Origin of the sequence: Streptomyces sp. NPDC102402, assembly GCF_044765765.1 — a bacterium.
GTDB lineage: Bacteria > Actinomycetota > Actinomycetes > Streptomycetales > Streptomycetaceae > Streptomyces.
On the sequence record NZ_JBIWKR010000002.1, the window covers coordinates 806,131 to 831,793 of the forward strand.

Here is a 25,663-nt window from a genome sequence, read left to right on the forward strand (position 1 = left end):
CCGTCGCTGCACCCGTCTCAGGACGGGGCGGAGGAGACTCCGGAGTCCGCGGAGCCGCCTCAGCCCGAGGAGCCCAGAACAGAGACGACGCTGACGACGCGTATCCGGATCAACATCCCGGGCTCGCGTCCGATCCCGCCTGTCGTCATGCGTACGCCGATGAGTGACACCGACCCGTCCGGCGGCCGTCCCGCCTCGGAGCGCACGGGCAGCACACCGAGGCCGGGCGCACCCGCGCCGTCCTCCGGCGGGGCACCCGGCTCCGGCCCGGACGCGCGCGACGGCGCCCCGGCCGCCGAGGCCCCGGCCGAGAAGCCGGCCAGGGAGAAGAGCGGCAGCGACTGGTTCGCCCCGCGCAAGGCCCCGGCCCCGGTCCCCGGTGCGGGCGCGGCTCCCGCGGCTTCGGCTCCGGGAACGCCCGGCCCCGGCCAGGGCCCCGGCCCCGGTGGCGGACCGTCCGGCGGCGGGCGTGACTCCGGGCCCACGCCGCCCCGTACGGACTCGCCGTACTTCTCCGACGGACCGCAGCAGCCCGGCGCCCCCCGCCCGGGGCGGAGCGCACTCGACGACCTCGACGGGGGCGGCCCCACGGGGCAGCGGCCCACGCCGGGCCCCGGCATGCGGCCGCCGGGCGGTCAGGGTCCCTCCGGGCCCACCACCGGCCCGGTCACCGGGAGTTCGTCGCTGACGCCGGACCTCGACCGTCTTCCCGGAGCGGGCGGCCCGGCAGGTCCCGGCGGACCGTCAGGCCCCCGGCCGGGCGGCCCCGGCGGCGTACCGCCCCGGATGTCGGACGACACCGCGATCCTGACGCCGCAGGCCCCCGCCCCGGACCCCGGTGCGCACGGCCCCGGCGGCAACGTCTCCGGCGACACGCTCACCAGCGGCATCCCCGTCATCCCCGCGGAGCCCCGCTCGGCGTTCCCGGGCGGGCCCGGTGCCGTCCGGCCGCCCGAAGGCCCCATGGGCGGAGGACCGGCCGGCCCGGGTGCCCCGGCACCCGCTCCCCGGCCCGCTCCGAAGCCCGCGCCGGCCAAGAAGGGCCGCTCCAAGCTGGTCCTCCTGGGTGTGGCCGTGTTCGTGCTGTTCGGCGTGGCCTACGGCGCCGGGCTGCTGATGAACCACTCCGAGGTCCCCAAGGGCACCACCGTGCTCGGCGTCGACATCGGCGGCGGCACGAAGGAGGAGGCGGTCACCAAGCTCGAGGCCGCCCTCGGCAAGCGCGCCCAGACGCCTCTGAAGCTGTCCGTGGACGGCAAGGAGGAGAAGCTCGCCCCGGAGAAGGCCGGGCTCACCCTGGACAGCCAGGAGACCGTCAGGGGCGCCGCGGGCAGCGACTACAACCCGGTCTCGGTGATCGGCTCCCTGTTCGGCGGGGCACGCCCCGCCGACCCGGTGATCCCGGTCGACGAGGAGAAGCTCGGGGTCGCGCTCACCGACCTGGCCGGCGCCTCCGGCTCGTCCAACGACGGCACGATCACCTTCGAGCCGAACAAGGCCGTGGCCGTCCCGGGCAAGGCGGGGACGTCGCTGGACGTCAACCGGTCGATGATCTCCGTGCGCGACGCCTACCGCGCGCAGGTCCAGACCGGCGAGGCGTCCGTCGTCGAACTGCCCGTGTCCGCGCACGAACCCACCATCACCAAGGCCGAACTGGACCGGGCGATGAAGGAGTTCGCCGAGCCGGCGATGTCCGGTCTGGTGACCATCAAGGCCGGGCCCAAGCAGATCGACTTCGGGCCCGCGAGGTCGCTGCCGCAGATCCTGTCCATGAAGCCGGTCGACGGCAAGCTGGTGCCGGTCTACGACACCAAGGCGATCGACACCTTGCTGGACGGTGTCTTCGACGGCATCATGATCACCAAGGGTGACGGGAAGCAGCACGAGGTCGCGCCCAGGGACGTGGCCCAGGCCATGCAGGGCGCCCTGCTCGGCAAGACCCCCGCGGAGCGCACCGTCGAGATCGACCTGAGCGGTGAGGGCTGACCCGCCCTGCCGACACCCGTACGACCGCCCCCGCCCGGATCTCCGGCGGGGGCGGTGTCGTAGCGGCACCGGTGCGACCCGGTGCCGCTCGGAGACGCGAGGAGGCGGATCCATGTCCACCACGTGGAGTCTGACGATCGACTGCGCACATCCGAACGCCCTGGCGGGCTTCTGGGCACTGGCCCTGGGGTACGTCGAGAAGCCGCCGCCCACCGGGTTCGGCAGCTGGGAGGAGTGGTTCGCCCACCACGACGTCCCTGAGGAGGAGTGGGACGACGGCGCCTATCTGTCCGACCCGGACGGCGTGGGGCCCGACCTGTCGTTCCTGAAGGTCCCTGAGCCGAGGGTCGGGAAGAACCGCCTGCACCTCGACGTGCGTGCGGGGGGCGGCCGCGAGACCCCGTGGGACATCCGGTGGCCGCGCGTGACCGAGGCGGTGGAGCGGCTGACGGCCGCGGGCGGCACGGTCATCCAGGTGCACGAACTGCAGGGGCGGCCCGATCATGTGGAGATGGCCGACCCGGAGGGCCATGTGTTCTGTGTGGTCTGACACCGCCCCCGGTGCGGACGAGGCAGGGGCCCGGCCGCGGTCGGTAAGCGGCCGGGCCCCTGCCTCCCCCCGGACTACGGGAACGAGACCACCTGGGACGGCACGGTGGTGTCACCGGACGTGGGGGATCCGGTGTCGTTGATGACGTGTTCGTACTGGCCCTTGCCACCGAGCGAGACCACGAGCAGGTCGTGGAACTTCACCCCGGGCTTCACCGGGGCCTGGAATCCGTGCTGCTGGCGGATGGTCGGGTCGACGTTGAAGTAGCAGTAGCTGCCCATGCCCCAGCCCTCGTGGGTGGTGACGGAGTCGTCCACCTTGTAGGCGGCGTAGCCCTTGGTGTCGCCGTTCTGGATGGCGGCCTGGTTCGGGGCGTCGTACGCCTTCTCGTTCTGGAAGAAGATCGTCTTCCCGTTCTCGCCGGACCACTGGACGTCGTACTTGTTGAAGTGCTCGACGAACAGACCCGTGGCCAGCACGTCGTCACCCTTGACGTGCACGCCGTAGTCGGCCCGGTTGGTCTCCCAGCCGACGCCCTCGCCGTGGTCGGCGCGCCAGACCCAGGTGTGGTCGATGATCGTGTCGTCGCTGTTGACGACGATGCTGGTCGTGGCCTTGCCGGGGCCGGCGCCGCCGATCCGCACGAACACGTCCTGCAGTGAGGTCGGGTTGGCGGAGTGATCGCCCGAGGCGCCGTCGGGGCCGACCTCGACGAGTGTCTCGGAGTTGACCGGGCCCGCGTCGACGAGGAGTCCGGCGAGCTTGACGCCGTCGACGTCGCCGACCTTGATCGCGGTCACACCGTTGTCCGGGATGATCGTGGCGAGGCCGAGCCCGAGGGCGACCGTGTTCGCACGGTCGATCTCGATGGGCTGGTCGACGTGGTAGACGCCCGGGGTGAAGAGCAGGTGCAGCCCCTGGTCCACCGCCGCGTTGATGGTCTCAGCGGTCGCGCCGGGCTTGACCACGTAGAACTGGTCGAGGGGGATCGACTCGCCCTGCGGGTTGCCGTTGGCCCAGGTCGTGCCGCGCGCGTTGGTGCGCTTGGCCGGGACGAACACCTTGTAGGCGTCGCCGTCGAGGTAGAGGAAGGGCTTCTCGCGGGAGACCGGGGTGGTCTCCAGGGTGGTGTACGGCGGCTCCGGGAAGCTCTGGGCGGGGGCGCCCTCGACGCCGGAGAACGTCATGTTCCAGACGCCGTTGCCCCAGCTGCCGACGGAGCTGTCGCGGGTGTACCACTGCTGCTGCGAGTAGGGCCCGACCTGGCCGTCGATCTTGCTGTCGGCGATGTAGCCGCCGCTGGCCCAGCCGTAGCCGTCGGGTGCGAGGTTGAGGCCGCCCTTGACGTGCATGCGGCGGAAGGGGGCGGCCTGGGAGACGGCCCAGCGGTTGGTGCCGCTGACCGGGTTCAGGGCCAGGTTCTCGGCCGAGCGCCAGAAGTTCTGGGTGGCGTTGCCGTCGAACCAGCCGGCGTCGACGGTGACATCACCGTTGAAGGTGGTGTCGTCGGGGTTCAGGCCGAGGCCGGCGATGGAGGTGTAGAAGCCGATCTGGGCGTTGATGTCGCTGTAGGTGCCCGGCTTGAACATCAGCGCGTAGCGGTCGGTGCCGAACTGGTTCGACTCCTGCTTCCTGAAGACCTCGTCGACCTTGCCCTGGATGTCCGGCGTCGAGGGGTCGAAGACCATCACGTTGGGGCCGAGGTCACCGCCGCCGGGAAGTTCCGCGGCCTCCTCGCCGAACGCGGACTGGGCCGTGGGGAAGGCCATGAGCAGCGAGACGGCGAGCGCGGCGAAGCCGAGCGCCTTGGACCTGCGGTGCCTGTGGGGGGAGGCGGGGGGTGCCGAGTTCGTGGGGGGAACGTGCATGGATGGCGTCTCCTGAGTCGTGGTACGGGTGCACGACGGAACCTTGAACGAGAGAGCGCTCTCTCGTGACGCCGATGTAACCGCTGTTGCCCTGGACACGTCAAGAGGTGTGCATCGGCGGTCTCGAATGGCGGCCGTGTGGGCAACATGTGGGTCCGCCCGTGCGGCGATTGGGATGTTCTGTGCCGAGATCGCGCCGGCTCCGGCTTCAGAAGGTGACCGTGCCGGCTCCGGGGCGAGCCGGCCCGATCCGGCGAAGGACCCTAGTTCAGCAGCGCCCTGGCGGCCTGGGCGCGGTGGCGGATGGCCTCGGCCGCCGTCGGCTCGATGCCGTCGACGATCTCCGCGTACTCGTCCATCTCCGCGGCCCCGCGCAGGAACTCCCCTCGCTGCACGAGGAGCTGGGCCCGCTCGTAGCGGAGCCTGGCGGGGTGGGAGGGCAGCAGCAGGGAGAGTTCGAGGGCCCACAGCGCCACGTCCGTACGCTCCGGACGCGCCGCCGCCCAGGCCCGGATGTTGTTCAGGATCCGCAGGACGGTCTCCAGCGGCCTGGCGGGCACCAGCATCGACGCCTCCAGCGGCGCTCCGGTCGCCCCGGTCACCATCAGCTCCGCGTCCTCGCCGCTCAGCGGGGCGCCGCCCGCGAACGGGTCGGCCAGCACCCGCTCGGCGGGGTCGCCGAAACCGACCACGTAGTGGCCCGGGAGCGACACCCCGTACACGGGCGCCCCCGCCCGCCGGGCGACCTCGACCCAGACGACGGACAGCAGGATCGGCAGCCCCCTGCGCCGCCGGAGCACCTGCTGGAGCACCGACGAGTCCAGCCGCTGGTAGTCCTGGGACGAGCCCGCGAAACCGCAGCGCCCGCCGAGCAGTTCGGCGAGGGCGGACGCCCACGCACGGGAGCCGCGGGCGCCGTAGGGGAGGAGGCCTGCCAGTCGGTCCAGTTCGATCTGCGCCGCGTCGAGGCCGTACGGATCGGCGTCCCCGGCCGGGGGCGGTGAGGCCTCCGCGCCCAGCAGCAGGCAGAGGAGCGCGAGGTCCGGCCGTTCGGCGCGCGCCTCCTCGGCGAACCGCCGGCGTCGCTCGTCCCTGCCCGGATCGTCGGCACTCATGTGTGTCACGTGTCCCCGCTGCTGTCTCCGCTACGCGGACCGGAAGTGGTGGTAGCGGTGGTGGGTGGCGAAGCCCATGCCGTCGTACAGCGCACGGGCACCTTCATTGTCCGCCTCCATCTGAAGCCATGCGGCCGAGGCGCCCTCGTCCAGCGCGGTGCGGGCCATCGCGGCCATGACCGCCGTCGCGAGACCGCGGCGGCGGTGTTCCGGGCCCACCTCGACGGCCATGAACCCGGCCCAGCGGCCGTCCACGACACAGCGCCCGATCGCGGCGGGCACCCCCGCCGGATCGTCGCCCGGCACCGAGGCGAACCACACCGAGGGGCCGGAGCCCAGCACCTGGAGCACCTCGGGCCCGGGGGCCTCGAAACGCTGGTAGCGGGAGAGCCACGCCTCGTCCGTCCGCCGCGACATCCGCACGGCGGAGACGTCCACGTCGAGGTCGCCGACGGGGGCCAGGGCGGCGACGCGGACCTCGGCCGTCACCTCGCGCCGCCACCCGCGCTCCTCCAGGTCCGCACAGAGCCGCTCCTGCGTGCCCTCGGCGCCGGTGGCGGTCTGGATGTAGGCGGGCAGACCCCGCTCGCCGTACCAGCGGCGGACCCGCCCGAGTGCCTCGTCGAGCGGGAGCCCCGGATCGCCCAGCGGGAGCACGGAGTTGGCGCGGCGGGTGAACCCGCCCGCCGCGCGCAGCCGCCAGTCGCCCAGGGGTTCGCTCTCCACGGGCTGCCACGCGCGCGCCGTGGCCAGGGCGAGTTCGCCGAAGGAGGCGGCGGGGCCGCGGCGGCGCGCCGGGGCCGCGGGGACCACTTTCCCCGCCACCAGCGAGGATTCCGCGATACGGACGGTCTCGCCGCTCCGCGTCGTGACGGACAGCACACCGTCGTCCCACGATGTGAGAACCCCGACCGTGTCGGTGAACTTCGCGCCCGCGTCGGCCGTACCGACGACGCGCCGCACCGAGACGCGTTTGCCCACGTCAGCGATAGTCAAGCGAACCTCGAGCCGTCCGCCGATAGTGAATTCCACAGCTCTCTCCGCCCCTCCTGTTCGGATCGTGCCCCGGAACGGAGATACTAGGGGCGGGCATCGACGACGCCGCGCTCCCGCGCGAGAGCCAACGCCCTACCGAGGAGGAACGACAGCGTGACCTACGTCATCGCGCAGCCTTGTGTCGACGTGAAGGACAAGGCCTGCATCGAAGAGTGCCCCGTCGACTGCATCTACGAGGGCTCCAGGTCCTTGTACATCCATCCGGACGAGTGCGTCGACTGCGGAGCCTGTGAGCCGGTGTGCCCGGTCGAGGCCATCTTCTACGAGGACGACACCCCGGAGGAGTGGAAGGACTACTACAAGGCGAACGTCGAGTTCTTCGACGACCTGGGCTCCCCGGGGGGCGCCTCCAAGCTGGGTCTCATCGAGCGCGACCACGCGTTCATCGCCGCACTGCCGCCGCAGAACCAGTAAGCGGCCGCGTCAGCGCCGCCCGGTCCCGTACGGCTCGTCACCGTGCGGGGCCGAGGTGTTTCCCGGCCCCCACACCCCGTACGAGAAAGCAGAGCTCCGTGTCCGCAGCAGTTCCCGTCTCCTCCCGTCTCCCGGCCTTCCCGTGGGACAGGCTCGCGCCCTACAAGGCGACGGCCGTGGCCCACCCGGACGGCATCGTGGACCTGTCGGTCGGCACGCCCGTCGACCCGGTGCCCGAGCTGATCCAGCGGGCGCTGGTCGCCGCCGCGGACAGTCCCGGCTATCCGACGGTGTGGGGGACCGAGGCGCTGCGTGACGCCCTGACCGGCTGGACGGAGCGCAGGCTCGGCGCGGTCGGGACGACGCACGGGAACGTGCTGCCCGTCGTCGGCTCCAAGGAACTGGTCGCCTGGCTGCCGACCCAGCTCGGACTCGGCGCCGGCGACAAGGTCGCCTACCCGCGGCTCGCCTACCCGACGTACGAGGTCGGCGCGCGGCTCTGCGGCGCGGAACCGGTCGTGTACGACGACCCGACGGAGCTGGACCCGGAGGGGCTGAAGCTGCTCTGGCTCAACTCCCCGTCCAACCCGACGGGCCGCGTCCTGCCGAAGGACGAGCTGATCCGGATCGTGGCCTGGGCGCGCGAGCACGGTGTGCTGGTCTTCAGCGACGAGTGCTACCTGGAGCTCGGCTGGGAGGCCGAGCCCGTCTCCGTGCTCCACGCCGACGTCTGCGGCGGTACGTACGAGGGCGTCGTCGCCGTCCACTCGCTCTCCAAGCGCTCCAACCTCGCCGGATACCGCGCCGCCTTCATCGCGGGCGACGCCGCGGTCCTGGGCGAGCTGCTCCAGATCCGCAAGCACGGCGGGATGATGACCGCGGCCCCCGTCCAGGCGGCGACGGTCGCCGCGCTCGGCGACGACACGCACGTGGCGGAGCAGCGGGAGCGTTACGCGCGCCGGCGCACGGCCCTGAGGGCGGCGCTGGAGGCCCACGGCTTCCGGATCGAGCACAGCGAGGCGAGTCTGTACCTCTGGGCCACGCGTGACGAGCCCTGCTGGGAGACCGTGGCGCATCTCGCGGAGCTCGGCATCCTCGTGGCGCCCGGCGACTTCTACGGGCCGGCCGGGGACCGCTTCGTACGGGTGGCGCTCACGGCCTCGGACGAGCGTGTGGACGCGGCGGTCGAGCGGCTTTCCTGAGCGGCGTCCGCGAGGCGGACCACGAACGGCCGAGGGGCCTCGGGAGTGCGCACTCCCGAGGCCCCTTCGCGGTGTCCGTGCGGCACGGATGCCGGTGGCTCAGCCGATCGGCAGGCCCTTGGTGGGCAGGCCCTTGGTCGGCAGGGTGTCGGTCGACAGCTCGCCGCCCGCGGCGTCGCCGGCCTTCTCCAGGGTCTTGCCGGCGGCGGGCAGGGTCGTGCCGACGACCTTGCCACCGGTCTCGTCGGCGACCGCGGAGCCCTGCTTGGCGGTGGAGTCCAGCGTGCTGCTGACGCCGGCACCGTCGAGCGAGGTGAGGCCGCCGAGCGCGGGGGTCTGCGGAAGCCCCGCGGCACCCGCGGCACCGGCCGCGCCGACCACGGGGGCCGCGCCTGCGGCGATCAGCAGCGCGGCACGGGCGATCCGACGGGTCAGGGGGAGGGACATGATGCTCCTTCGGCGGGACGTCAACGGTTCGCGGCGGATGCGGAATCCGCCTGTCCGGTGATCGGACGCACTGAACAACCGGTCCGGGGGCGGGGAAGGTTGCGGGGCACCGAGGTAAAGAGTGGGTAATGCGTCAGATAATCCGCAACGGAGGAACCCGGGCGAACGGTGCACGCGGCATACGCCTGATGAAGCGTCACTTCCCGTGCGCGTAAGGGAAATACGCGATTCCCCGGTGTGCTCGACAGGGCTGCGCGGGCGGAGGTCCGGCGAAGGCCGAACGGCCCGTACAGGTGACAGGGCGTACTACTGAGCGAGCCCCATCCGGACGGTGCCGGCGGTCGATTTCTCGCGTTCCACGCGTTCCGTCCGCCAGCCGGTGCCGGCGGTCCACACCTTGCCCGCGTACGAGACCTCGTCGATCCGCAGGGTGCCGGCGCGCGCGACCGCCCAGTGGGCGAGCTCCCAGCCGCGCCGGTCCGTCGCGTCACCGGCGTCCCGCACGGGCACCGACACCGTGTTCGCGGCGGCCGCGCCCGCCGACCCGGCGGACGGCAGGACGTCCTTCCCGAAGGCGCGCGCCAGATCGGACCGCACCTCGGCCGCGTCTCCAGGACCCGTCGCCGTCGTCGCCGGCAGCGAACAGGTCAGCGAGGCCGGGGCGCGCCCGGTCAGCGCGGCCGACAGGAGCTCCGCGTCCGGCTCGTGCTTCGCGTACGCCTGGGGGAAGCCGCTCTTCTGCACGCGCTGGGCCGCGACCGTCAACGGCAGGCGCGAGTAGCCGGGGACCTCGGCGAGGTGCTCGTAGAACTTCCCGGACGCGTAGACGGGGTCCATGATCTCCTCCGGGGTCCCCCACCCCTGCGAGGGGCGCTGCTGGAAGAGCCCGAGCGAGTCCCGGTCGCCGTGGTCGATGTTGCGCAACGCGGATTCCTGCAGCGCGGTCGCCAGCGCGATGGTCACCGCACGCTCCGGCAGCCCGCGCGTGGTGCCCACGGCCGAGATCGTCGCCGCGTTGGCGGCCTGGTCGGGGCTCAGCTCGTAGGTACGCCCCTCACCCCCGTCCGAGGCGCCCGCGACGCATCGGGGCGCGCCCCTGTTGCCGGAGAGGTACTGCACGGCCAGATAGCCGCCCAGAGCCACGAGCACGGTGAAGGCGGCCGCGAAACGGAAGAGGCGGCTGCGGCGGGAGGTGGAGCTGGTCCGGGGCACGGGCCCACCGTACTGGAGGGTACGACCGGGGCCGAGAGGGAAGTCGCTTAGGCTCGTGACCATGGATGGACACACGCTCGACCTCGCCCTGGACGGCCCCGAGCTCACCGCCCGGCTGGTCGACTTCCCGTCGGTCAGCGGGCAGGAGAAGGACCTCGCCGACGCCATCGAGGCCGCCCTGCGCCCTCTGCCGCATCTGACCGTCGAGCGCCACGGCAACAACATCGTGGCCAGGACGCGGCTGGGACGTGCCGAGCGTGTCGTCCTGGCGGGGCACATCGACACCGTCCCGATCGCGGACAACGTCCCCTCCAGGCTCGACGGGAACGGCGTGCTGTGGGGATGCGGTACCTCCGACATGAAGTCGGGCGTCGCCGTCCAGCTCCGGATCGCGGCGACGGTTCCGGACCCCAACCGCGATCTCACGTTCATCTTCTACGACAACGAAGAGGTCGCCGCCCACCTCAACGGCCTCGGACATGTGGCCGCCGCGCACCCCGAGTGGCTCGACGCGGACTTCGCCGTCCTCCTGGAGCCCTCCGACGCACAGGTCGAGGGCGGCTGCCAGGGCACGATCCGGGTGCACCTGCGGATGACGGGGGAGCGGGCCCACTCCGCGCGCAGCTGGATGGGGTCCAACGCGATCCACGCCGCCGCGCCGGTCCTGGCCCGGCTCGCCGCCTACGAACCGCGCCGTCCCGTCATCGACGGCCTGGAGTACCGCGAGGGGCTCAACGCCGTCGGCATCGAGGGCGGCGTCGCCACCAACGTCATCCCGGACTCCTGCACCGTGGTGATCAACTACCGGTACGCACCCGACCTCACCGCCGAGGCGGCCGAGGCGCACGTCCGGGAGGTCTTCGCGGACTGCGGCGTCGCCGAATTCATCCTCGACGACCACTCCGGCGCCGCGATGCCCGGACTCTCCCATCCCGCCGCCAAGGCGTTCATGGAGGCGGTCGGCGGCACCGCCCAGCCCAAGTTCGGCTGGACGGACGTGTCCCGCTTCGGTGCGCTCGGTGTCCCCGCGGTGAACTACGGCCCCGGGGACGCGCTGTTCGCGCACAAGCGGGACGAGCACGTCTCGGTGGACCGGATCACCCACTGCGAGGAGCGCCTGCGCTCCTGGCTCACCAGCTGACTCACGGCATTCCCCTGCGCGTAACCTCCGCCGATCTACGCTGAAGCGACACACGCACATCGCAGGTCGGCGGAGGGAGCAGGTCATGGGCAACCCGGAGGACGCACGGATCCCCGAGGGCGCGCAGATTCCCGAGGGTGCGGTGAAGCCCGACGAACAGCGGATGGGCCCGGTGCTGCGCCGCAGGGACCAGGTACAGCCCGGCACGACCGATCAGCGGCTGCTGGATTCCGAAGGGGACTCCGAGTGGGTCCACACGGACCCGTGGCGGGTCATGCGGATCCAGTCGGAGTTCGTGGAGGGCTTCGGCGCGCTGGCGGAGCTGCCCAGCGCCATCAGCGTCTTCGGCTCCGCGCGGACCCCGGCCGGCGGGGCGGACTACGAGGCCGGCGTCCGGATCGGCAGGGCGCTCGTCGAGGCGGGGTTCGCCGTCATCACCGGCGGAGGCCCCGGGGCGATGGAGGCGGCGAACAAGGGAGCGCGCGACGCCAAGGGCGTCTCCGTCGGACTCGGCATCGAGCTGCCCTTCGAGTCCGGGCTGAACCCGCACGTGGACATCGGCGTGAACTTCCGCTACTTCTTCGTCAGAAAGACGATGTTCGTCAAGTACGCCCAGGGCTTCGTCGTCCTGCCCGGCGGCCTGGGCACGCTGGACGAGCTCTTCGAGGCCCTGACCCTGGTGCAGACGGGCAAGGTCACGCGCTTCCCGATCGTCCTGTTCGGGACGGCGTACTGGGGCGGCCTGGTGGACTGGCTGCGGGACACGGTGGTCGCGGGGGGAAAGGCCTCCGAGCGCGACCTGATGCTCTTCCACGTCACGGACGACGTGGACGAGGCCGTCCGGCTGGTGACGAAGGAGGTCGGCCGGTAGGCGCGCGGGCGGGCCTCCGGGCCCGCCCGCTCCCGTCCGGGGGGATGCGCGGGGCGCCGGACCTACGCCAGACCCCGCCGGGCGACCGCCGGTGGCCGGTGCCCCGCGATCGACGCCACCATGTCCAGGACCTGCCGGGTCTCGGCCACCTCGTGCACCCGGTAGACCTGCGCACCCAGCCAGGCGGACACGGCCGTCGTCGCGAGGGTTCCGATCACGCGCTCCTTCACCGGCTTGTCGAGCGTCTCCCCGACGAAGTCCTTGTTGGAGAGGGAGACCAGCACCGGCCAGCCCGTGGCCGTCATCTCGTCCAGCCGGCGCGTCGCCTCCAGCGAGTGCCGGGTGTTCTTGCCGAAGTCGTGACCCGGGTCGATCATGATCCCGTCCGGCCTGACCCCGAGCTCCACGGCACGCTCGGCCAGCCCCAGGGTCACCCGCAGGATGTCCGCCATCACGTCGTCGTAGGCGATCCTGTGCGGCCGCGTACGGGGCTCCGCGCCGCCCGCGTGCGTGCACACGAGCCCCGCGCCGTACCGCGCCGCGACCTCGGCCAGTTTCGGGTCCACGCCGCCCCAGGCGTCGTTCAGCAGGTCCGCCCCGGCCTCGCAGACGGCCTCGCCCACGTCGTGGCGCCAGGTGTCCACGCTGATCACGACGTCCGGGTGGCGACGGCGGACCTCGGCGACGAATCCCACCGTGCGGCGCGCCTCCTCCTGGGCCGTGACCTCCTCACCGGGGCCGGCCTTCACCCCGCCGATGTCGATGATCGCCGCGCCCTCGGCGACGGCCTGCTCGACCCGGGAGAGCGCGGGTTCGTCGCGGAACGTCGCGCCCTGGTCGTAGAAGGAATCGGGGGTCCGGTTCACGATCGCCATGATCACCGGCTCGTCCGGTCCGAATTCCCGCCGCCCCAGCCTGAGCGCCGCGCTTCGCATCCCTGGTTCCTCCTGATAGCTCGCCTGCGCCTGAGACCCTAACTGTCGGTGGCGCATGGCACGATCTGACCTGGACAGGTATTCCGCTCCCGGGGAGATGCACGTGTTCTGGTTCTTGCTGCTCACGATGGTCGTGGTCGTGGCCGCGGTCACCCTGGCGGTGGTCGGAGGAGGCGGAAGCGCGGTGCTGCGGGACGTCGAGCCCGAGCGGCTCACGGACCCGCTGCCCACGAACCGTCCCGTCGGCCGCGCCGATGTCGAGGCCATGCGGCTGCCGATGGCCGTGCGCGGCTACCGCATGACGGACGTGGACGAGGCCCTCGGCAGGCTGGGTGCCGAACTGGCCGAGCGGGACGCCCACATCGCCGAGCTGGAGTCGGCGCTCGCCGGCGCCCAGGCGACCGCTGTCAACGGGCCCGACCTGTTCAAGCGCCCCGGCGGGACGGCCGCCCCCGAAGACGGGCCGCGGGACGGGGAGAGCGAGCGGTGAGCGGCGCGGAACCGGCGGCTGACGGACGCCTTCGCTGCCCGTGGGGGCTGTCAACCGAGGACTACCTCGCCTATCACGACACCGAGTGGGGCCGCCCCGTCCACGGCGACGACGCCCTCTTCGAGAGGCTCTGCCTGGAGGCGTTCCAGTCGGGGCTGTCGTGGCTGACGATCCTGCGCCGCCGCGAGGGCTTCCGTGAAGCCTTCGCCGGATTCAGGGTCTCCGCCGTGGCGGAGTTCACCGACGCCGACAAGGAGCGGCTCCTCGCCGACGCCGGGATCATCCGCAACCGCGCCAAGATCGACGCCACGCTCGCCAACGCCAAGGTGCTGGCCGGCTGGGGCGAGGGCGAGCTGGACGCGCTCATCTGGTCGTACGCCCCGGACCCGGCCACGCGGCCGGCGCCGCGGGGCCTCGGCGACGTCCCGGCGGTCACCCCGGAGTCCACCGCGCTGGCCAAGGAGCTGAAGAAGCGGTCCATCCGCTTCGTCGGCCCGACGACCGCCTACGCCCTGATGCAGGCCTGCGGTCTGGTCGACGACCATCTGGCCGACTGCGTGGCCCGGGGCGGCGGCCGGTAGCCCTACCTCCCGAGGTACTTCGGCCGCTGCTTGGCGAGGAAGGCCTCGACGGCGATGGTGTGGTCCTGCGACGCGCCCGCCTTCGTCTGGAGTTCGTCCTCCTTCTCCAGCGTCTCGGAGAGCGAGTGCCCGGCGCCGTACGCCACGGACGCCTTCAGGGCCGCGTAGGCCACGGTGGGCCCGTCCGCGAGGGCGCGTGCCACCGCGTGCGCCTCCTTCGCCAGGTCGGCCGCGGGCACCACCTTGTTCGCGATCCCCAGCTCGTACGCGTCCTGTGCGGAGATCGAGCGCGGGAAGAACAGCAGGTCGGCGGCGCGGCTCGCGCCGATCAGCCGTGGCAGGGTCCAGGAGACGCCCGAGTCCGCGGTCAGCGCCACGCCCGCGAAGGACGTGTTGAAGGACGCCGTGTCGGCGACCACGCGGTAGTCGGCGGCGAGCGCGAATCCGAAGCCCGCCCCGGCCGCGACCCCGTTGACCCCCGCGACCACGGGCTTCTCCATCTCGGTGAGGGTCCGGACGATCGGGTTGTAGTGCTCCCGCACGGTGCTCAGCGCGTTGCCCTCGTCCTCCTCGCGCGCCTCGGAGAGCTTGGCGACGTGCTCCTTGAGGTCCTGGCCGACACAGAAGGCGCGCCCGGTGGCGGTGAGCAGAACCGCCCGCACCCCGGGGTCGTCGGCGACCGCCCGAAGGGCGTCGCGGAGCGCGACCTTGGCAGCGGTGTTCATGGCGTTCATCGCATCGGGCCGGTTGATCGTGATCGTCGCGAGCCCGTCGCTCACGTCCGTGAGTACGGTGTCAGCCATGGTGTCGGCCATTCCTCAGTCCCCTTACGGCTCCGGCGTCGTGCCTGTCCAGGCAAGCATGGCGGACTTCCGGCGGGCCGGACATGTGACCTGCGTCTAACGATTGGACCTCGGCTGGGGGCCGACGGTGGCGCAGTATCGCAGCCGGATCGCCGAATTGGGTGGTTTTGAGAGAGCGCGTTGCGTAAGCGATGCAGACCGATGTTGGTCATCGGGGTCTCTGATGCGGGATAATGCGTAGGAAGCATTGTGTTCGACGCCGGTGAGGCAGCGCCTGTCATGGGGCCGCCGGCTGCGATGAGCTGGTTTCAGGAAGGGGAACGAGCATGGCGGCCATGAAGCCGCGGACGGGCGACGGCCCGCTCGAGGTGACAAAGGAGGGGCGGGGCATCGTCATGCGCGTTCCGCTCGAAGGCGGCGGTCGGCTTGTCGTCGAGCTGACTCCGGACGAGGCCGATGCACTCGGTGACGCGCTGAAGAAGGTCGTCGGCTGAGGCGGAAGTGCCCACACTTCACCGCTGCCCCGGTACGGATTCCGTACCGGGGCAGCGGTGCGTCGCGGCTCGGTACGGCCGGACCGCGGGCGGGTGCGGGCCCTGACCGGGAGGACGGACGCCGGGCAGCTCCGGGGGCGGGTGCCGGTGGGGCGGGGAAGGCGGGGGCGCGCGAGGCGGTCAGCCGCGCCGCACCGCGCACAGCAGTCCGTCGCCGACCGGCAGCAGCGTCGCCATGAGCTCCTGGCTCTCGCGCACGGCCCGGAGCAGTTCCCTCAGCCGCAGCACCTCGGCCGGCTGCGCGGCGGAGTCGATCGTGCGGCCGTCCGCGAAGACGCCCTCGAAACAGACCAGGCCGCCAGGTCTCAGCAGGCGCAACGATTCAGCGAGGCAGTCCAGGCTCTCGAGCCGGTCGCCGTCGCAGAAGACGAGGTCGTATCCGCCGTCCGCCAGTCGCGGCAGCACGTCGAGGGCGCGCCCCGGGATGAAGCGGGCGCGGTTCGTGGCGAAGCCCGCCGCCCGGAAGGCCTCACGGGCGAACTGCTGGCGCTCGGGCTCCGGGTCGACGGTGGTCAGAACGCCGTCCGGGCGCATGCCCTGCAGCAGATAGATACCGGACACGCCCGTTCCGGTGCCGATCTCGGCGACCGCCTTGGCGTCCGCGGTGGCAGCGAGCAGGCGCAGTGCCGCGCCGGTGCCCGACGACACCGGGCGGAGCCCTGTCTCCTCGGCCCGGTCCCGGGCCCAGAGCAGAGCTTCTTCCTCGGCGACAAAGGCGTCGGCGAATGCCCAGCTCGTCTGCCGGTTGGCGGTAATGACCCTCTCCTGTCCCCGTAGTTGGCGCAACGGTGACTGTATCCGCTGGACCCGGGAACCCGCAGATGGGACCGGGCGTTAGGGAGGGGCAGAGGGGAACACGCGGACCGGGCCCTGCGGCCGGGCCCGGAATGTGCCTCTTGCTCCCGGGACACCGGGACACCAGCAGGTAAAAAGGCTTATCCGGAGCTAACGGGCGAGGTGGCTATGGTAGGGGCTCCACTGGACACCACCAGAGCCGATAGGGGAGGTGCGGCTGCGCCTGCGGACCGGAGGGGTGCGCTGCGGCGTTTCCTCAGGTCGGCTGGTGAGCCGAAATCCGTGACCGACATTGCTGACCGTTCTTCCAGCGCTTCCGCACCGACCGCGACCTTCGCCTCAGATGCGGATTCCCAGGCGTGGACCCCGCCCTCATGGGAAGAGATCGTCAGCACGCACAGCGCCCGTGTGTACCGCCTCGCCTACCGGCTGACGGGTAACCAGCACGACGCCGAGGACCTCACCCAGGAGGTCTTCGTCCGCGTCTTCCGGTCGCTGTCGACCTACACGCCCGGCACTTTCGAGGGCTGGCTGCACAGGATCACGACGAATCTCTTCCTGGACATGGTCCGCCGCAAGCAGCGGATCCGCTTCGACTCCCTCGGCGACGACGCGGCCGAACGGCTGCCGAGCCGTGAGCCGTCCCCGCAGCAGGTCTTCAACGACACGCACTTCGACGCGGACGTGCAGCAGGCGCTGGACACCCTCGCGCCCGAATTCCGCGCGGCGGTCGTCCTCTGCGACATCGAGGGCCTCTCGTACGAGGAGATCGCCGCCACGCTCGGCGTCAAACTCGGGACGGTGCGCAGCCGCATCCACCGCGGCCGGTCCCACCTGCGCAAGGCGCTCCAGCACCGTTCGCCCGAGGCCCGTGCCGAGCAGCGCTCCCTGGCGGACGCGGTTCTGGCGGGGGAGGGCGGAACGGCGTGAGCGGCACAGGTCCGACCCCCGCGGAGCAGCATCTGGGGGACCGGCTCGCCGCGCTTGTCGACGGCGAGCTCAAACACGATGCCCGGGAGCGTGTCCTGGCCCATCTGGCGACCTGTGCCAGGTGCAAGGCCGAGGCCGACTCCCAGAGGCGGCTGAAGAGCGCCTTCGCGACCTCCGCCGCCCCTTCGCCCTCCGAGGGGTTCCTCGCCCGCCTGCAGGGTCTCCCCGGGGGCCCCAGCAGCGGTGACGACGGTTCCGGCGGCGGCTTCGGCGGCGGCAGGCGCTTCGGGGACGGGATCTTCCCCGTACGGCAGCCCGGCGGGCCCACGGATTCCGGACGCTCGCCGCTGGACGACTTCGGCTACCTGCCCACCGCCCACGGCTCGACCGCCGTGCTGCCGGGCGGCCCCTCCTCTTCCGGCTTCCGCATCCACGACGTGGGCCGGGACGCCGAACGGTCGCCCTGGCGCGCGCGGCGCTTCGCGTTCGTGGCCGCCAGCGCGGTCTCGCTCGCGGCCATCGCGCTGGGAGGCTCCCTCCCCCTCGACTACGGCCCGGAGCCGCCGCTCAGCGCCGAGGGCGCGGGCAGCAGCACGACCGCGCTCAACGCCGACGACCGGACGGGCAGCGCCGAGGTGGCCAGCCGGAGCGGTGGAGGCGCCCTCGCCTTCGGGGACGACCGCGGTGCCCTGCCCGGCGTCGCCCCCTCGTCCTCCGCCAGGCCCGCGGCCTCCTCCGCGCCGCCCTCGCTGCTGAGCACCTCGACGCTCACCGGGGGCACCTTCGCCTACCCGGTGCTGAACGTCGCCGTGCCGCCGCTGATACGTCCGACCGGCGCCGGTCCGCTGTACTCCGCCGTGCTCGGCGAGGAAGCGGAGCCGACACCGTCCGCGACGGCCTCCGCCCCTCCGCCGCAGGACCGCGCGATGCCGCTTTCCCCGCTGCGCTGACCAGGACCCTGCGCGCCGATTCGCAAACCTGGTTGAATTCCGGCAGGGACGCCTCCGTGGGGCGTTCGAGGCCAGTTGCGGGGAGAGCATGGACAACGGGAAGCCCAGCGGGCCGAAGACGAAGTGGTGGAGCCGTCCCTCGACGGACGCGGACGGTCCGGCCGGGCAGGACGACGCCTCGCCCGTGGCCGACGCCTACGCCGCGGAGGGAGGGGCCGCCGTTCCCGCGGCCGGGCAGCCGCCGGTCCCCATGACGTCGGACGGGGACTTCACACCCGCTCCGCCGGCCACCGACTTCATCCCCGCGCCCCCGGCTCCCCGGCCGACCGCGCCCGCCGCTGCCGCACCGGCTCCCGCCGAGGCCCCCGACGCACCTGTCGGCGAGCCCCGTGCGCAGCCGCTGCACGCGCCCGACGAGTACAGCACCCCGCCCTACGGCGGCCCGGGGCCATGGGCGCCCGCGCCGCCCGTGCAGCGCCCGGTGCAGACCCCGGCCCACGGCACCACCGTGCCGCCGCCGTACGCGGGGACGAACGGCCACGGCCTGCCCGGCCCCCTCCCCGCCGCTCCGGCCCCGGCACAGGCCGGCGGCCGGCCGGCCGAGGGCTACGCGCCCCCGTCCCCGCCGCACCCGGTGCCGCAGCAGCCCGCGGGGCCCCAGCCGCCCTCCCCGCACTCCCCCGTCCCGTCCCAGCAGGGACCGCAGCAGGTCTCGCAGTGGCTGCGCTACGACCCCTGGGGCGCCCCTCAGCAGCCGCTGAGCCACCCCGGCCCCGGACAGGGCGCGGCGGACGACAGGCCGCGCAAGGGCCGCCGGGGCACGGTCCTCGTCGGGGCGGCGCTGCTCGCCCTCGTCGCGGGCGGGATCGGCGGCGGAATCGGCTCGTACGTCGAGCGCAACGGCGGCCTGACCACGGTCGAGCTGCCGCAGTCCGGCCGCGACGACGGCGGCCGGGCACCTGACAGCGTCGCCGGAATCGCCTCCAGCGCACTGCCCAGCGTGGTCACCCTGCACGTCAGCGGCTCGGCCGAGTCCGGCACGGGCACCGGCTTCGTCCTCGACGGCAAGGGGCACATCCTCACCAACAACCACGTGGTCGCCCCCGCGGGTTCCACCGGCGACATCACCGTCACGTTCAGCGGCGGGGAGAGCGCGCCCGCGGAGATCGTCGGCAAGGACAGCGGCTACGACCTCGCCGTCGTCAAGGTGACAGGTGTCTCGGGCCTCAAGCCGCTGCCCCTCGGGAACTCCGACAACGTGCAGGTGGGTGACCCGGTGGTGGCCATCGGCGCACCGTTCGACCTGTCCAACACGGTCACGTCCGGGATCATCAGCGCCAAGCAGCGGCCCATCACCGCGGGTGGCGAGAAGGGCGACGGCACCGACGTCAGCTACGTCGACGCGCTGCAGACCGACGCGCCGATCAACCCGGGCAACTCCGGCGGCCCCCTGGTGGACGCAGAGGCCCGGGTCATCGGCATCAACAGCGCCATCCGCGCCGCCGACAGCGGATCCGCCCTCGACGGCGGCCAGTCCGGCTCCATCGGCCTCGGCTTCGCGATACCGATCAACCAGGGCAAGCGGGTCGCCGAGGAGCTGATCAACACCGGCAAGGCCACCCATCCGGTGATCGGCGTCACGCTGGACATGGAGTTCACCGGCGACGGTGCCAAGGTCGGCGGGAAGGCGGCAGGCGGCGGAGCCGCGGTGACCGAGGGGGGCCCGGCCGACGACGCGGGCATCCGGGCGGGCGACGTCATCACCGAGGTGGAGGGCCGGCGTGTGCACAGCGGTGAGGAACTGATCGTCAAGATCCGCGCCCACCGCCCGGGTGACCGGCTCGCGCTCGTCCTGACCCGCGGTGGCAAAGACCTGTCCATGACTTTGACGCTGGGTTCGGCCGACGGCACCTGACGGCCACCGGCAGGTACCGCACGGACAGCTTCGCCGGGTACCGTGGAGCGGTCCGGGCCCCCTGACGACCTGGCGGCGGAGACCACGCGGAGAACACGAGGAGCAGCAAGGTGTTCAATGACATAGGCGCACTCGAGTTGCTGACGCTCGTGGTTCTCGCCGTGCTCGTATTCGGCCCGGAGAAGCTGCCGAAGGTCATCCAGGACGTCACGCGCACGATCCGCAAGATCCGCGAGTTCTCGGACAGTGCCAAGGAAGACATCCGCTCGGAGCTCGGGCCGCAGTTCAAGGACTTCGAGTTCGAGGACCTCAACCCCAAGACGTTCGTCCGTAAGCAGCTCATGGACGGGGACGACGACCTGGGGCTCAAGGAGATCCGGGAGAGCTTCGACCTGCGCAAGGAGATGGCCGAGGTCACCGACGCGGTGAACGGCCGCGAGAGCGCCTCGCCCGCCGCCGCGGCCGCGCCCGACCTCCTGAAGAAGCCCGCGCAGCCCGCCAAGGACGAGCGTCCGCCCTTCGACGCAGACGCCACCTGAGACCCGTCAATCCCGACTCGTCCGGACGGTATGGCTATTCTCCATCTGTCCGGTTGCGAGGTTGCCCATGCCCACGGGGGGAGGGCCGCTCCGGATCAGCGCAAGATCGAGGAGGCGGCCGGGCAGTGGAGACGACGAGTCGGGCAGGGGCGGACGGTGCGCCCAGCGCAGTCACCGCAGAGGGGGTGCCGGCGACGCGGCGTACTGTCGACGGCTATCTCAAGGCGCCGTTCCCCTGGTACGGGCTGGACGGGGCCTTCACCGGGCCCCGCTGGCTGATGCACGTCACCGCCGCGGCGGACGACACGGTGCAGCACGGTTCCACCGGCCATGGCGAGGAGCCCGTCGTACGGGCGGACGCCGGGGCGGAGAAGGCGCGTTTCGCGGTGGTCGTGACCGTGGGCAGCAGCCCCGTACGGCACAGCGACGACGGTACGGGCGTGCTGGACGCGACCACGGTCTCGTCGGCGGCGTGGCTCGCGGGCTCCGGCCTTCTGGACTGCACGTGGCCCCCGCAGATGGACCACACCCTGCGTGGCGAATGGCTGAACCAGCAGACCGAGACCGCGTTCGAGCTCGCGGACGATCTCGGCCGGGAGCCCTGGTCGACGCTGTCCCTTCCGGTGGACGGCGTCCCGGTGGACTTCCACTACCGCGAGTCCGAGTTCGGCTGGGTGCTCGCGGGCTCCGCCCCCGACGGGGTGCACATCGGCGCGTACGGGCGCGGCATGAGCGCCTACGGGCTGGCATTCGCGGTGATCGGCGACATCGCCTCGTACGAGAACTGAGCGGACACGCGAAACGGGTGGGGGCGGCCCCGCGAAGAGGCCGCCCCCACCCGTTCGGAACCGTTCAGAACTTGTTGCGAGGGGTGAGTCCCAGCGACATGCCGGACAGGCCGCGCTGACGGCCGCTCAGCTTGTCGGCGATGGAGCGCAGCGCGGAGCCCGCGGGGGAGTCGGGGTCGGACAGGACGACGGGCTTGCCCTCGTCGCCGCCCTCGCGCAGCCGTACGTCGATCGGGATGGAGCCGAGCACCGGCACCTCGGCGCCGACCGTCCTGGTCAGCCCGTCGGCGACCCGCTGCCCGCCGCCCGAGCCGAACACGTCGACCATCTCGTCGCAGTGCGGGCAGGGCATGCCCGACATGTTCTCGACGACGCCGACGATCTTCTGATGGGTCTGTACGGCGATGGAGCCGGCCCGCTCGGCCACCTCGGCGGCGGCCTGCTGCGGGGTCGTGACGACCAGGATCTCCGCGTTCGGGACGAGCTGCGCCACGGAGATCGCGATGTCACCGGTGCCCGGGGGCAGGTCGAGCAGCAGGACGTCCAGGTCGCCCCAGTACACATCCGCGAGGAACTGCTGCAGCGCGCGGTGCAGCATGGGCCCGCGCCACACCACCGGGGCGTTGCCCGGGGTGAACATGCCGATGGAGATCACCTTCACGCCGTGCGAGGAGGGCGGCATGATCATGTTCTCGACCTGGGTGGGCTTGCCGTCCGCGCCGAGCATCCGGGGCACGCTGTGCCCGTAGATGTCCGCGTCGACCACGCCGACCTTGAGACCGTCGGCCGCCATCGCCGCCGCGAGGTTCACCGTCACCGACGACTTGCCGACGCCGCCCTTGCCCGACGCGACCGCGTAGACACGGGTCAGCGAGCCGGGCTTGGCGAACGGCACCTCTCGCTCCGCCGTGCCGCCGCGCAGCGAGGAGGCGAGTTCCTTGCGCTGTTCGTCACTCATCACGTCGAGGGTGACCTCGACCCGCGACACACCCTCGACGCGGGCCACCGCGTCGGTCACGTTCCTGGTGATCGTCTCGCGCATCGGGCAGCCGGAGACCGTGAGATAGACGGTGACAGCGACTACACCGTCAGGATCGATCTCGACCGACTTCACCATGCCCAGTTCGGTGATCGGTCGGTGGATCTCCGGGTCGTTCACTGTCGCCAGTGCTTCACGCACCGCGTCTTCCGTAGCCATAGGACGATGGTACGGCGCCGGTGCCTACGGGCGGGTAGCCCCCGGGCGGTCTGCTTCGTCACTCTCCACGGGCAGGACCACCCGGCGCTCCTCCATGTCCTTCACCATCGCCTCCAGCTCGGAACGGATCCAGTCCCGGGTGGCGACCTCCCCGAGGCCCATCCGGAGCGCGGCGATCTCCCGGCTGAGGAACTCGGTGTCCGCGATCGAGCGCTCGTTCTGCTTCCGGTCCTGCTCGTGAGTGACCCGGTCGCGGTCGTCCTGGCGGTTCTGCGCGAGCAGGATCAGCGGGGCGGCGTAGGACGCCTGGAGGGAGAGCATCAGGGTCAGGAAGATGAACGGGTACTCGTCGAACCGCAGACTCTCCGGCGCGAAGATGTTCCACACCACCCACAGGATGATGATGAGCGTCATCCAGACGATGAACCGTCCGGTGCCCAGGAAGCGGGCGATCCGCTCGGAGAACCGGCCGAACGCCTCGGGGTCGTACTCGGGCAGCAGCCGGCGCCGTGGTGCCTTCGGCTGGTCGAGCCGGAAGCGCGGCGGGCGCACGATGCCCGAGGCGCCGGTCGGCACGGCCCTCGCACGGTCCTCAGCGGCCACCGGTGATCTCCTCCTCGCCCAGGAAGTCGGTCTCGCGCCAGTCCTCGGGGAGCAGGTGGTCCAGCACGTCGTCGACGGTCACGGCGCCGAGCAGCGAGCCGCTCTCGTCCACCACGGGCACGGAGACCATGTTGTACGCGGCCAGGTAACTGGTCACGGCGGTCAGCGGGGTCTCCGGGGACAGGGGGACGAGGTCGCTGTCGACGATCGAACTGACCAGGGTGTACGGCGGATCCCGCAGCAGCCGCTGGAAGTGCACGGTGCCCAGGTACCTGCCGGTGGGGGTCTCGTCGGGCGACCTGCAGACGTACACCTGGGCGGCCAGCGCGGGGGACAGGTCCTGCTGACGGACCCGGGCCAGCGCGTCCGCGACCGTCGCGTCGGGCCGCAGGATGATCGGCTCGGTCGTCATCAGCCCGCCCGCGGTCCGCTCCTCGTACGACAGCAGCCGCCGTACGTCGGCGGCGTCGTCCGGCCGCATCAGCGCCAGCAGCCGTTCCTTGTCCGCCTCCGGAAGTTCCGAGAGCAGGTCGGCCGCGTCGTCCGGGTCCATCGCCTCCAGGACGTCCGCGGCGCGGTCCTCCTCCAGCTTTCCGAGGATCTCCACCTGGTCGTCCCCGGGAAGCTCCTCCAGGACGTCCGCGAGCCGGTCGTCGTCCAGTGCCGCGGCCACCTCGGCCCGGCGCTTGGGCGTCAGATGGTGCAGGGCGTTGGCGACGTCGGTGGGGCGCAGCCGCTCGAAGGTCGCCACCAGGCTCTCGGCGCCCTGCCCGTGCTCCTCCAGGGAGAAGCCGCTGACCGCCGACCACTCCACGGTCAGGGTCTCGCCCTTGCGGCGCAGGGCCCCGCCACGCCCCTTGCGTACGAAGAACTTGTCGATCTCCCAGTCGCGGCGCGCCGGGAGCTGCTGGATGGCGACGTCGAGGACGGTCACCTCCTCGTCCGTCTCCACGAGGCGCACCCGCCGGTCAAGGAACTCACCGAGGACGAGTCGCTCGGTCGGGCGCTGCTCGAAGCGCCGCATGTTGACCACGCCGGTGGTGATGACCTGGCCGGACTCGACACCCGTCACCCGTGTCATCGGCAGGAAGATGCGCCGCCGGCTCACGACCTCGACGACCATGCCGAGCAGCCGCGGCGGCTTGCCGCCGACGCGGAGCATGGCCACCAGATCGCGGACCCGGCCGACCTGGTCGCCGTTCGGGTCGAACACCGGTACCCCGGAGAGGTGCGAGACGAAAACTCTGGGAGTGCCTGCCGCCATCCTGTGCGCCTCCCTTGGTGCTCACGTCCTCCTCCGCCGTGATCAGGCTAGCCCGTACCCGTTCGGGCCGCCTTGGCGGACCGTCCGTCCGGCGCTCTGCCGAATGGCGTACGCGGCACGGGTACGCTGCCGTCTGCCAACCCCCACACACAGATGAGAGGCAGTGCGCCCGTGACCTCTTCCGCCCCGGCCGTCCGGGCCCACCGCCGGAACGCCTTCGCCGTGGTCCTCTGCGCGGGGCTGACCGTCGCGCTCACGGCCTGCGCCGGAGAGGACCCGGACAAGGGGACCAACGGCGTGGGCAAGCTGACAGCGGCGCAGATCGACAAGAAGGCGCGGGCCGCCGCCGACGCCGCGGACACGGTGCGGCTGACGGGCAAGCTGGTCAGCAAAGGCGGTACGTACAGCCTCAACATGCGGCTCAGCGGCAAGGGCGGCACGGGGTCGGTCACGTCGAAGCAGAACACCTTCGCGCTGCTGCGCGTCGGCGACGAGCTCTTCCTCAAGGCCGACGCCGGCTTCTGGAAGAGCGAGCAGGCCGACGACGAGAGCGACCAGGCCGCGGACAAGCTCGAAGACAAGTACGTGAAGGTCCCCCAGGACGATCCGGCCTACCAGCAGCTGCGCGGTTTCACGGAGAAGAAGACGCTTCTCGACGGGATGCTCGCACTGCACGGAACGGTCAACAAGGGCGAACGGGACACCTTCGGCGGGGTGCGCACCGTGCAGATCATGGGTGGAAAGGGTGAGGGGGGCGCCCTGGACGTCTCCCTGGAGGGCACCCCGTACCCCCTGCGTGTGGCCCGCGGCGGGGGCGGCGGCAGCGTCACCCTCGCCGACTGGGGCGAGGCGTTCCCCCTGGAGGCACCCGGCGAGGACGACACCGTCGACTACGGCGGCGAACTGCCCAGGTCGTCCGGCTGACGGACCCTCAGCGCCTGCCGCGGCGCTTCAGGAGCAGCCGGGGGAGCGCCTCGGGCGCCGTTTCCCTGGTGGTCGCCGCGGTGGGCAGCGGCGGCGCCGCGAGCGAGCCGTCCGGCAGGTCGGTGCTCGACGCGCCGGGGACCAGCCGTACGACGCGGCATTCGCGCGCCCAGCGCTCCGTCAGCCGGTCCGCGTCCGGGGCGTTCAGCCGCTTGCCCTTGAGCTCGCCGACCGCCGCCTCCCATTCCCCGGAGTGCGGCTCCAGCACCGTGACGGCGGCGGTCCAGGCCACGAGCCTGCCGCCCTTGTCCTTGCTGCGTACGGTCACCTCGGCGGTGGCACCGGAGTCCAGCCCGGCGGGGAGCGGCTGCTCCCCGGGGCCGTCCCCGACGAGCACGGCCGCGCCCTCGTGCCACACGTGCCACAGAGCCCGGGAGGGGCCGGTGCCCCGCACCCAGACGAGGCCGGACTTCTTGGTGGCCTCCTCGACGAGAGCCCGGGCAAGCAACACGTCAGCAGCAGTCATGCCCGC

The 25,663-nt window shown here is 72.1% G+C and carries 27 protein-coding genes; 15 read left to right on the top strand and 12 right to left on the bottom strand.

From position 1 onward, the window contains the following. Positions 1-159 precede the first annotated feature (159 nt). Both ACIRJR_RS08555 and ACIRJR_RS08560 read left to right on the top strand, forming a co-directional pair. Entirely contained in the window at positions 160-1,986 is a 1,827-nt protein-coding gene (locus ACIRJR_RS08555) for a hypothetical protein (RefSeq protein ID WP_403775793.1), read from the top strand. Between the two features lie 112 nt (positions 1,987-2,098). Then, on the top strand, positions 2,099-2,536 hold the full coding sequence (locus tag ACIRJR_RS08560; protein ID WP_403775796.1) for a VOC family protein: 438 nt from the start codon (positions 2,099-2,101) through the stop codon (positions 2,534-2,536). A 74-nt stretch (positions 2,537-2,610) separates the two neighbouring features. On the opposite strand, the gene ACIRJR_RS08565 is transcribed toward ACIRJR_RS08560, so the two are convergent. The 3 genes from ACIRJR_RS08565 to ACIRJR_RS08575 form a co-directional block, all read right to left on the bottom strand. After that, on the bottom strand, positions 2,611-4,404 hold the full coding sequence (locus ACIRJR_RS08565) for a coagulation factor 5/8 type domain-containing protein (RefSeq protein ID WP_403775799.1): 1,794 nt from the start codon (positions 4,402-4,404) through the stop codon (positions 2,611-2,613). Between the two features lie 263 nt (positions 4,405-4,667). Next, positions 4,668-5,519 (bottom strand): transglutaminase-like domain-containing protein, encoded by an 852-nt coding sequence (locus ACIRJR_RS08570; RefSeq protein WP_403775802.1) that lies wholly within the window; start codon positions 5,517-5,519, stop codon positions 4,668-4,670. 30 nt (positions 5,520-5,549) lie between these two features. Next, positions 5,550-6,551, bottom strand: a complete 1,002-nt coding sequence (locus tag ACIRJR_RS08575; protein WP_403775805.1) for a GNAT family N-acetyltransferase — start codon at positions 6,549-6,551, stop codon at positions 5,550-5,552. A gap of 117 nt (positions 6,552-6,668) precedes the next feature. Here ACIRJR_RS08575 and fdxA point away from each other — a divergent pair, with 117 nt between their 5' ends. Then, a complete protein-coding gene (gene fdxA, locus ACIRJR_RS08580) occupies positions 6,669-6,989 on the top strand; it encodes a ferredoxin (RefSeq protein ID WP_014154250.1) in 321 nt (106 codons plus the stop codon). A gap of 98 nt (positions 6,990-7,087) precedes the next feature. Continuing rightward, complete coding sequence (dapC, locus tag ACIRJR_RS08585) at positions 7,088-8,191, top strand: succinyldiaminopimelate transaminase (RefSeq protein WP_403775808.1); 1,104 nt, start codon at positions 7,088-7,090, stop codon at positions 8,189-8,191. A gap of 99 nt (positions 8,192-8,290) precedes the next feature. Here dapC and ACIRJR_RS08590 read toward each other — a convergent pair whose 3' ends face one another. Together ACIRJR_RS08590 and ACIRJR_RS08595 are read right to left on the bottom strand one after the other, a co-directional pair. Continuing rightward, positions 8,291-8,638, bottom strand: a complete 348-nt coding sequence (locus ACIRJR_RS08590) for an ATP-binding protein (RefSeq protein ID WP_403775811.1) — start codon at positions 8,636-8,638, stop codon at positions 8,291-8,293. 306 nt (positions 8,639-8,944) lie between these two features. Continuing rightward, entirely contained in the window at positions 8,945-9,850 is a 906-nt protein-coding gene (locus tag ACIRJR_RS08595) for a hypothetical protein (protein WP_403775814.1), read from the bottom strand. A gap of 61 nt (positions 9,851-9,911) precedes the next feature. On the opposite strand from ACIRJR_RS08595, the gene dapE reads away from it, so the two are divergent. Together dapE and ACIRJR_RS08605 are read left to right on the top strand one after the other, a co-directional pair. Further along, positions 9,912-10,991, top strand: a complete 1,080-nt coding sequence (dapE, locus tag ACIRJR_RS08600; RefSeq protein ID WP_403775816.1) for a succinyl-diaminopimelate desuccinylase — start codon at positions 9,912-9,914, stop codon at positions 10,989-10,991. 85 nt (positions 10,992-11,076) lie between these two features. Further along, a complete protein-coding gene (locus ACIRJR_RS08605; protein WP_403775819.1) occupies positions 11,077-11,862 on the top strand; it encodes a TIGR00730 family Rossman fold protein in 786 nt (261 codons plus the stop codon). A gap of 62 nt (positions 11,863-11,924) precedes the next feature. Here the strand turns inward: ACIRJR_RS08605 and folP are convergent, their stop codons facing one another. Beyond that, positions 11,925-12,797: a dihydropteroate synthase gene (gene folP / locus ACIRJR_RS08610; RefSeq protein WP_403775821.1), complete on the bottom strand. Its 873-nt coding sequence runs from the start codon at positions 12,795-12,797 to the stop codon at positions 11,925-11,927. Between the two features lie 97 nt (positions 12,798-12,894). Between folP and ACIRJR_RS08615 the strand changes: the two genes are divergently transcribed. Both ACIRJR_RS08615 and ACIRJR_RS08620 read left to right on the top strand, forming a co-directional pair. Beyond that, positions 12,895-13,287 carry a DivIVA domain-containing protein gene (locus ACIRJR_RS08615; RefSeq protein WP_403776433.1) on the top strand — a complete coding sequence of 131 codons (393 nt, stop codon included), beginning with the start codon at positions 12,895-12,897 and terminating at the stop codon, positions 13,285-13,287. Then, positions 13,284-13,868, top strand: coding sequence for a DNA-3-methyladenine glycosylase I (locus ACIRJR_RS08620; protein ID WP_403775823.1), 585 nt, complete (start codon positions 13,284-13,286; stop codon positions 13,866-13,868). Before ACIRJR_RS08615 ends, ACIRJR_RS08620 begins: the two co-directional genes overlap by 4 nt. 2 nt (positions 13,869-13,870) lie before the next feature. On the opposite strand, the gene ACIRJR_RS08625 is transcribed toward ACIRJR_RS08620, so the two are convergent. Then, a complete protein-coding gene (locus ACIRJR_RS08625; protein WP_403775826.1) occupies positions 13,871-14,683 on the bottom strand; it encodes an enoyl-CoA hydratase/isomerase family protein in 813 nt (270 codons plus the stop codon). A 314-nt stretch (positions 14,684-14,997) separates the two neighbouring features. On the opposite strand from ACIRJR_RS08625, the gene ACIRJR_RS08630 reads away from it, so the two are divergent. Continuing rightward, the gene (locus tag ACIRJR_RS08630; protein WP_003966491.1) at positions 14,998-15,165 is read left to right on the top strand and encodes a DUF3117 domain-containing protein; all 168 of its coding nucleotides are present in this window, start codon (positions 14,998-15,000) and stop codon (positions 15,163-15,165) included. Between the two features lie 180 nt (positions 15,166-15,345). Here ACIRJR_RS08630 and ACIRJR_RS08635 read toward each other — a convergent pair whose 3' ends face one another. Beyond that, a complete protein-coding gene (locus ACIRJR_RS08635) occupies positions 15,346-16,011 on the bottom strand; it encodes an O-methyltransferase (RefSeq protein ID WP_403775829.1) in 666 nt (221 codons plus the stop codon). Between the two features lie 177 nt (positions 16,012-16,188). Here ACIRJR_RS08635 and sigE point away from each other — a divergent pair, with 177 nt between their 5' ends. The 5 genes from sigE to ACIRJR_RS08660 all read left to right on the top strand — a co-directional run bounded on the left by sigE (position 16,189) and on the right by ACIRJR_RS08660 (position 21,142). Continuing rightward, on the top strand, positions 16,189-16,950 hold the full coding sequence (gene sigE, locus ACIRJR_RS08640) for an RNA polymerase sigma factor SigE (RefSeq protein ID WP_403775832.1): 762 nt from the start codon (positions 16,189-16,191) through the stop codon (positions 16,948-16,950). Further along, a complete protein-coding gene (locus tag ACIRJR_RS08645; RefSeq protein ID WP_403775835.1) occupies positions 16,947-17,900 on the top strand; it encodes an anti-sigma factor family protein in 954 nt (317 codons plus the stop codon). The genes sigE and ACIRJR_RS08645 overlap by 4 nt, the downstream gene beginning before the upstream one ends. Before the next feature lie 88 nt (positions 17,901-17,988). Next, positions 17,989-19,815 (top strand): S1C family serine protease, encoded by a 1,827-nt coding sequence (locus ACIRJR_RS08650; RefSeq protein ID WP_403775838.1) that lies wholly within the window; start codon positions 17,989-17,991, stop codon positions 19,813-19,815. Between the two features lie 110 nt (positions 19,816-19,925). Then, positions 19,926-20,354: a sec-independent translocase gene (locus ACIRJR_RS08655; protein ID WP_403775841.1), complete on the top strand. Its 429-nt coding sequence runs from the start codon at positions 19,926-19,928 to the stop codon at positions 20,352-20,354. Positions 20,355-20,479: 125 nt separating this feature from the next. Further along, positions 20,480-21,142 (top strand): hypothetical protein, encoded by a 663-nt coding sequence (locus ACIRJR_RS08660; protein ID WP_403775845.1) that lies wholly within the window; start codon positions 20,480-20,482, stop codon positions 21,140-21,142. A gap of 64 nt (positions 21,143-21,206) precedes the next feature. On the opposite strand, the gene ACIRJR_RS08665 is transcribed toward ACIRJR_RS08660, so the two are convergent. Genes ACIRJR_RS08665 through ACIRJR_RS08675 form a run of 3 tightly spaced genes read right to left on the bottom strand, consistent with a single transcriptional unit; the run spans position 21,207 to position 24,207 of the window. Next, positions 21,207-22,340, bottom strand: a complete 1,134-nt coding sequence (locus ACIRJR_RS08665; RefSeq protein ID WP_403775848.1) for an Mrp/NBP35 family ATP-binding protein — start codon at positions 22,338-22,340, stop codon at positions 21,207-21,209. Positions 22,341-22,364: 24 nt separating this feature from the next. After that, entirely contained in the window at positions 22,365-22,943 is a 579-nt protein-coding gene (locus ACIRJR_RS08670) for a DUF1003 domain-containing protein (protein WP_403775851.1), read from the bottom strand. Beyond that, on the bottom strand, positions 22,933-24,207 hold the full coding sequence (locus ACIRJR_RS08675; protein WP_403775854.1) for a magnesium transporter MgtE N-terminal domain-containing protein: 1,275 nt from the start codon (positions 24,205-24,207) through the stop codon (positions 22,933-22,935). Before ACIRJR_RS08675 ends, ACIRJR_RS08670 begins: the two co-directional genes overlap by 11 nt. A 171-nt stretch (positions 24,208-24,378) precedes the next feature. Here ACIRJR_RS08675 and ACIRJR_RS08680 point away from each other — a divergent pair, with 171 nt between their 5' ends. Next, the gene (locus ACIRJR_RS08680; protein WP_403775857.1) at positions 24,379-25,131 is read left to right on the top strand and encodes a hypothetical protein; all 753 of its coding nucleotides are present in this window, start codon (positions 24,379-24,381) and stop codon (positions 25,129-25,131) included. Between the two features lie 7 nt (positions 25,132-25,138). Here ACIRJR_RS08680 and ACIRJR_RS08685 read toward each other — a convergent pair whose 3' ends face one another. Continuing rightward, entirely contained in the window at positions 25,139-25,657 is a 519-nt protein-coding gene (locus tag ACIRJR_RS08685) for a hypothetical protein (RefSeq protein WP_403775860.1), read from the bottom strand. Between the last annotated feature and the right edge of the window lie 6 nt (positions 25,658-25,663).

Excerpts from the sequence above, each read along its gene's own strand:
- sigE (WP_403775832.1), top strand. The coding sequence starts at position 16,189 with ATGGTAGGGGCTCCACTGGACACCACCAGAGCCGATAGGGGAGGTGCG.
- ACIRJR_RS08590 (WP_403775811.1), bottom strand. The coding sequence starts at position 8,638 with ATGTCCCTCCCCCTGACCCGTCGGATCGCCCGTGCCGCGCTGCTGATC.
- ACIRJR_RS08650 (WP_403775838.1), top strand. The coding sequence starts at position 17,989 with ATGGACAACGGGAAGCCCAGCGGGCCGAAGACGAAGTGGTGGAGCCGT.
- ACIRJR_RS08665 (WP_403775848.1), bottom strand. The coding sequence starts at position 22,340 with ATGGCTACGGAAGACGCGGTGCGTGAAGCACTGGCGACAGTGAACGAC.
- ACIRJR_RS08605 (WP_403775819.1), top strand. The coding sequence starts at position 11,077 with ATGGGCAACCCGGAGGACGCACGGATCCCCGAGGGCGCGCAGATTCCC.
- ACIRJR_RS08625 (WP_403775826.1), bottom strand. The coding sequence starts at position 14,683 with ATGGCCGACACCATGGCTGACACCGTACTCACGGACGTGAGCGACGGG.
- folP (WP_403775821.1), bottom strand. The coding sequence starts at position 12,797 with ATGCGAAGCGCGGCGCTCAGGCTGGGGCGGCGGGAATTCGGACCGGAC.
- ACIRJR_RS08675 (WP_403775854.1), bottom strand. The coding sequence starts at position 24,207 with ATGGCGGCAGGCACTCCCAGAGTTTTCGTCTCGCACCTCTCCGGGGTA.
- ACIRJR_RS08685 (WP_403775860.1), bottom strand. The coding sequence starts at position 25,657 with ATGACTGCTGCTGACGTGTTGCTTGCCCGGGCTCTCGTCGAGGAGGCC.
- ACIRJR_RS08565 (WP_403775799.1), bottom strand. The coding sequence starts at position 4,404 with ATGCACGTTCCCCCCACGAACTCGGCACCCCCCGCCTCCCCCCACAGG.
- dapE (WP_403775816.1), top strand. The coding sequence starts at position 9,912 with ATGGATGGACACACGCTCGACCTCGCCCTGGACGGCCCCGAGCTCACC.
- ACIRJR_RS08570 (WP_403775802.1), bottom strand. The coding sequence starts at position 5,519 with ATGAGTGCCGACGATCCGGGCAGGGACGAGCGACGCCGGCGGTTCGCC.
- ACIRJR_RS08615 (WP_403776433.1), top strand. The coding sequence starts at position 12,895 with ATGCACGTGTTCTGGTTCTTGCTGCTCACGATGGTCGTGGTCGTGGCC.
- ACIRJR_RS08630 (WP_003966491.1), top strand. The coding sequence starts at position 14,998 with ATGGCGGCCATGAAGCCGCGGACGGGCGACGGCCCGCTCGAGGTGACA.
- ACIRJR_RS08560 (WP_403775796.1), top strand. The coding sequence starts at position 2,099 with ATGTCCACCACGTGGAGTCTGACGATCGACTGCGCACATCCGAACGCC.
- ACIRJR_RS08555 (WP_403775793.1), top strand. The coding sequence starts at position 160 with ATGAGTGACACCGACCCGTCCGGCGGCCGTCCCGCCTCGGAGCGCACG.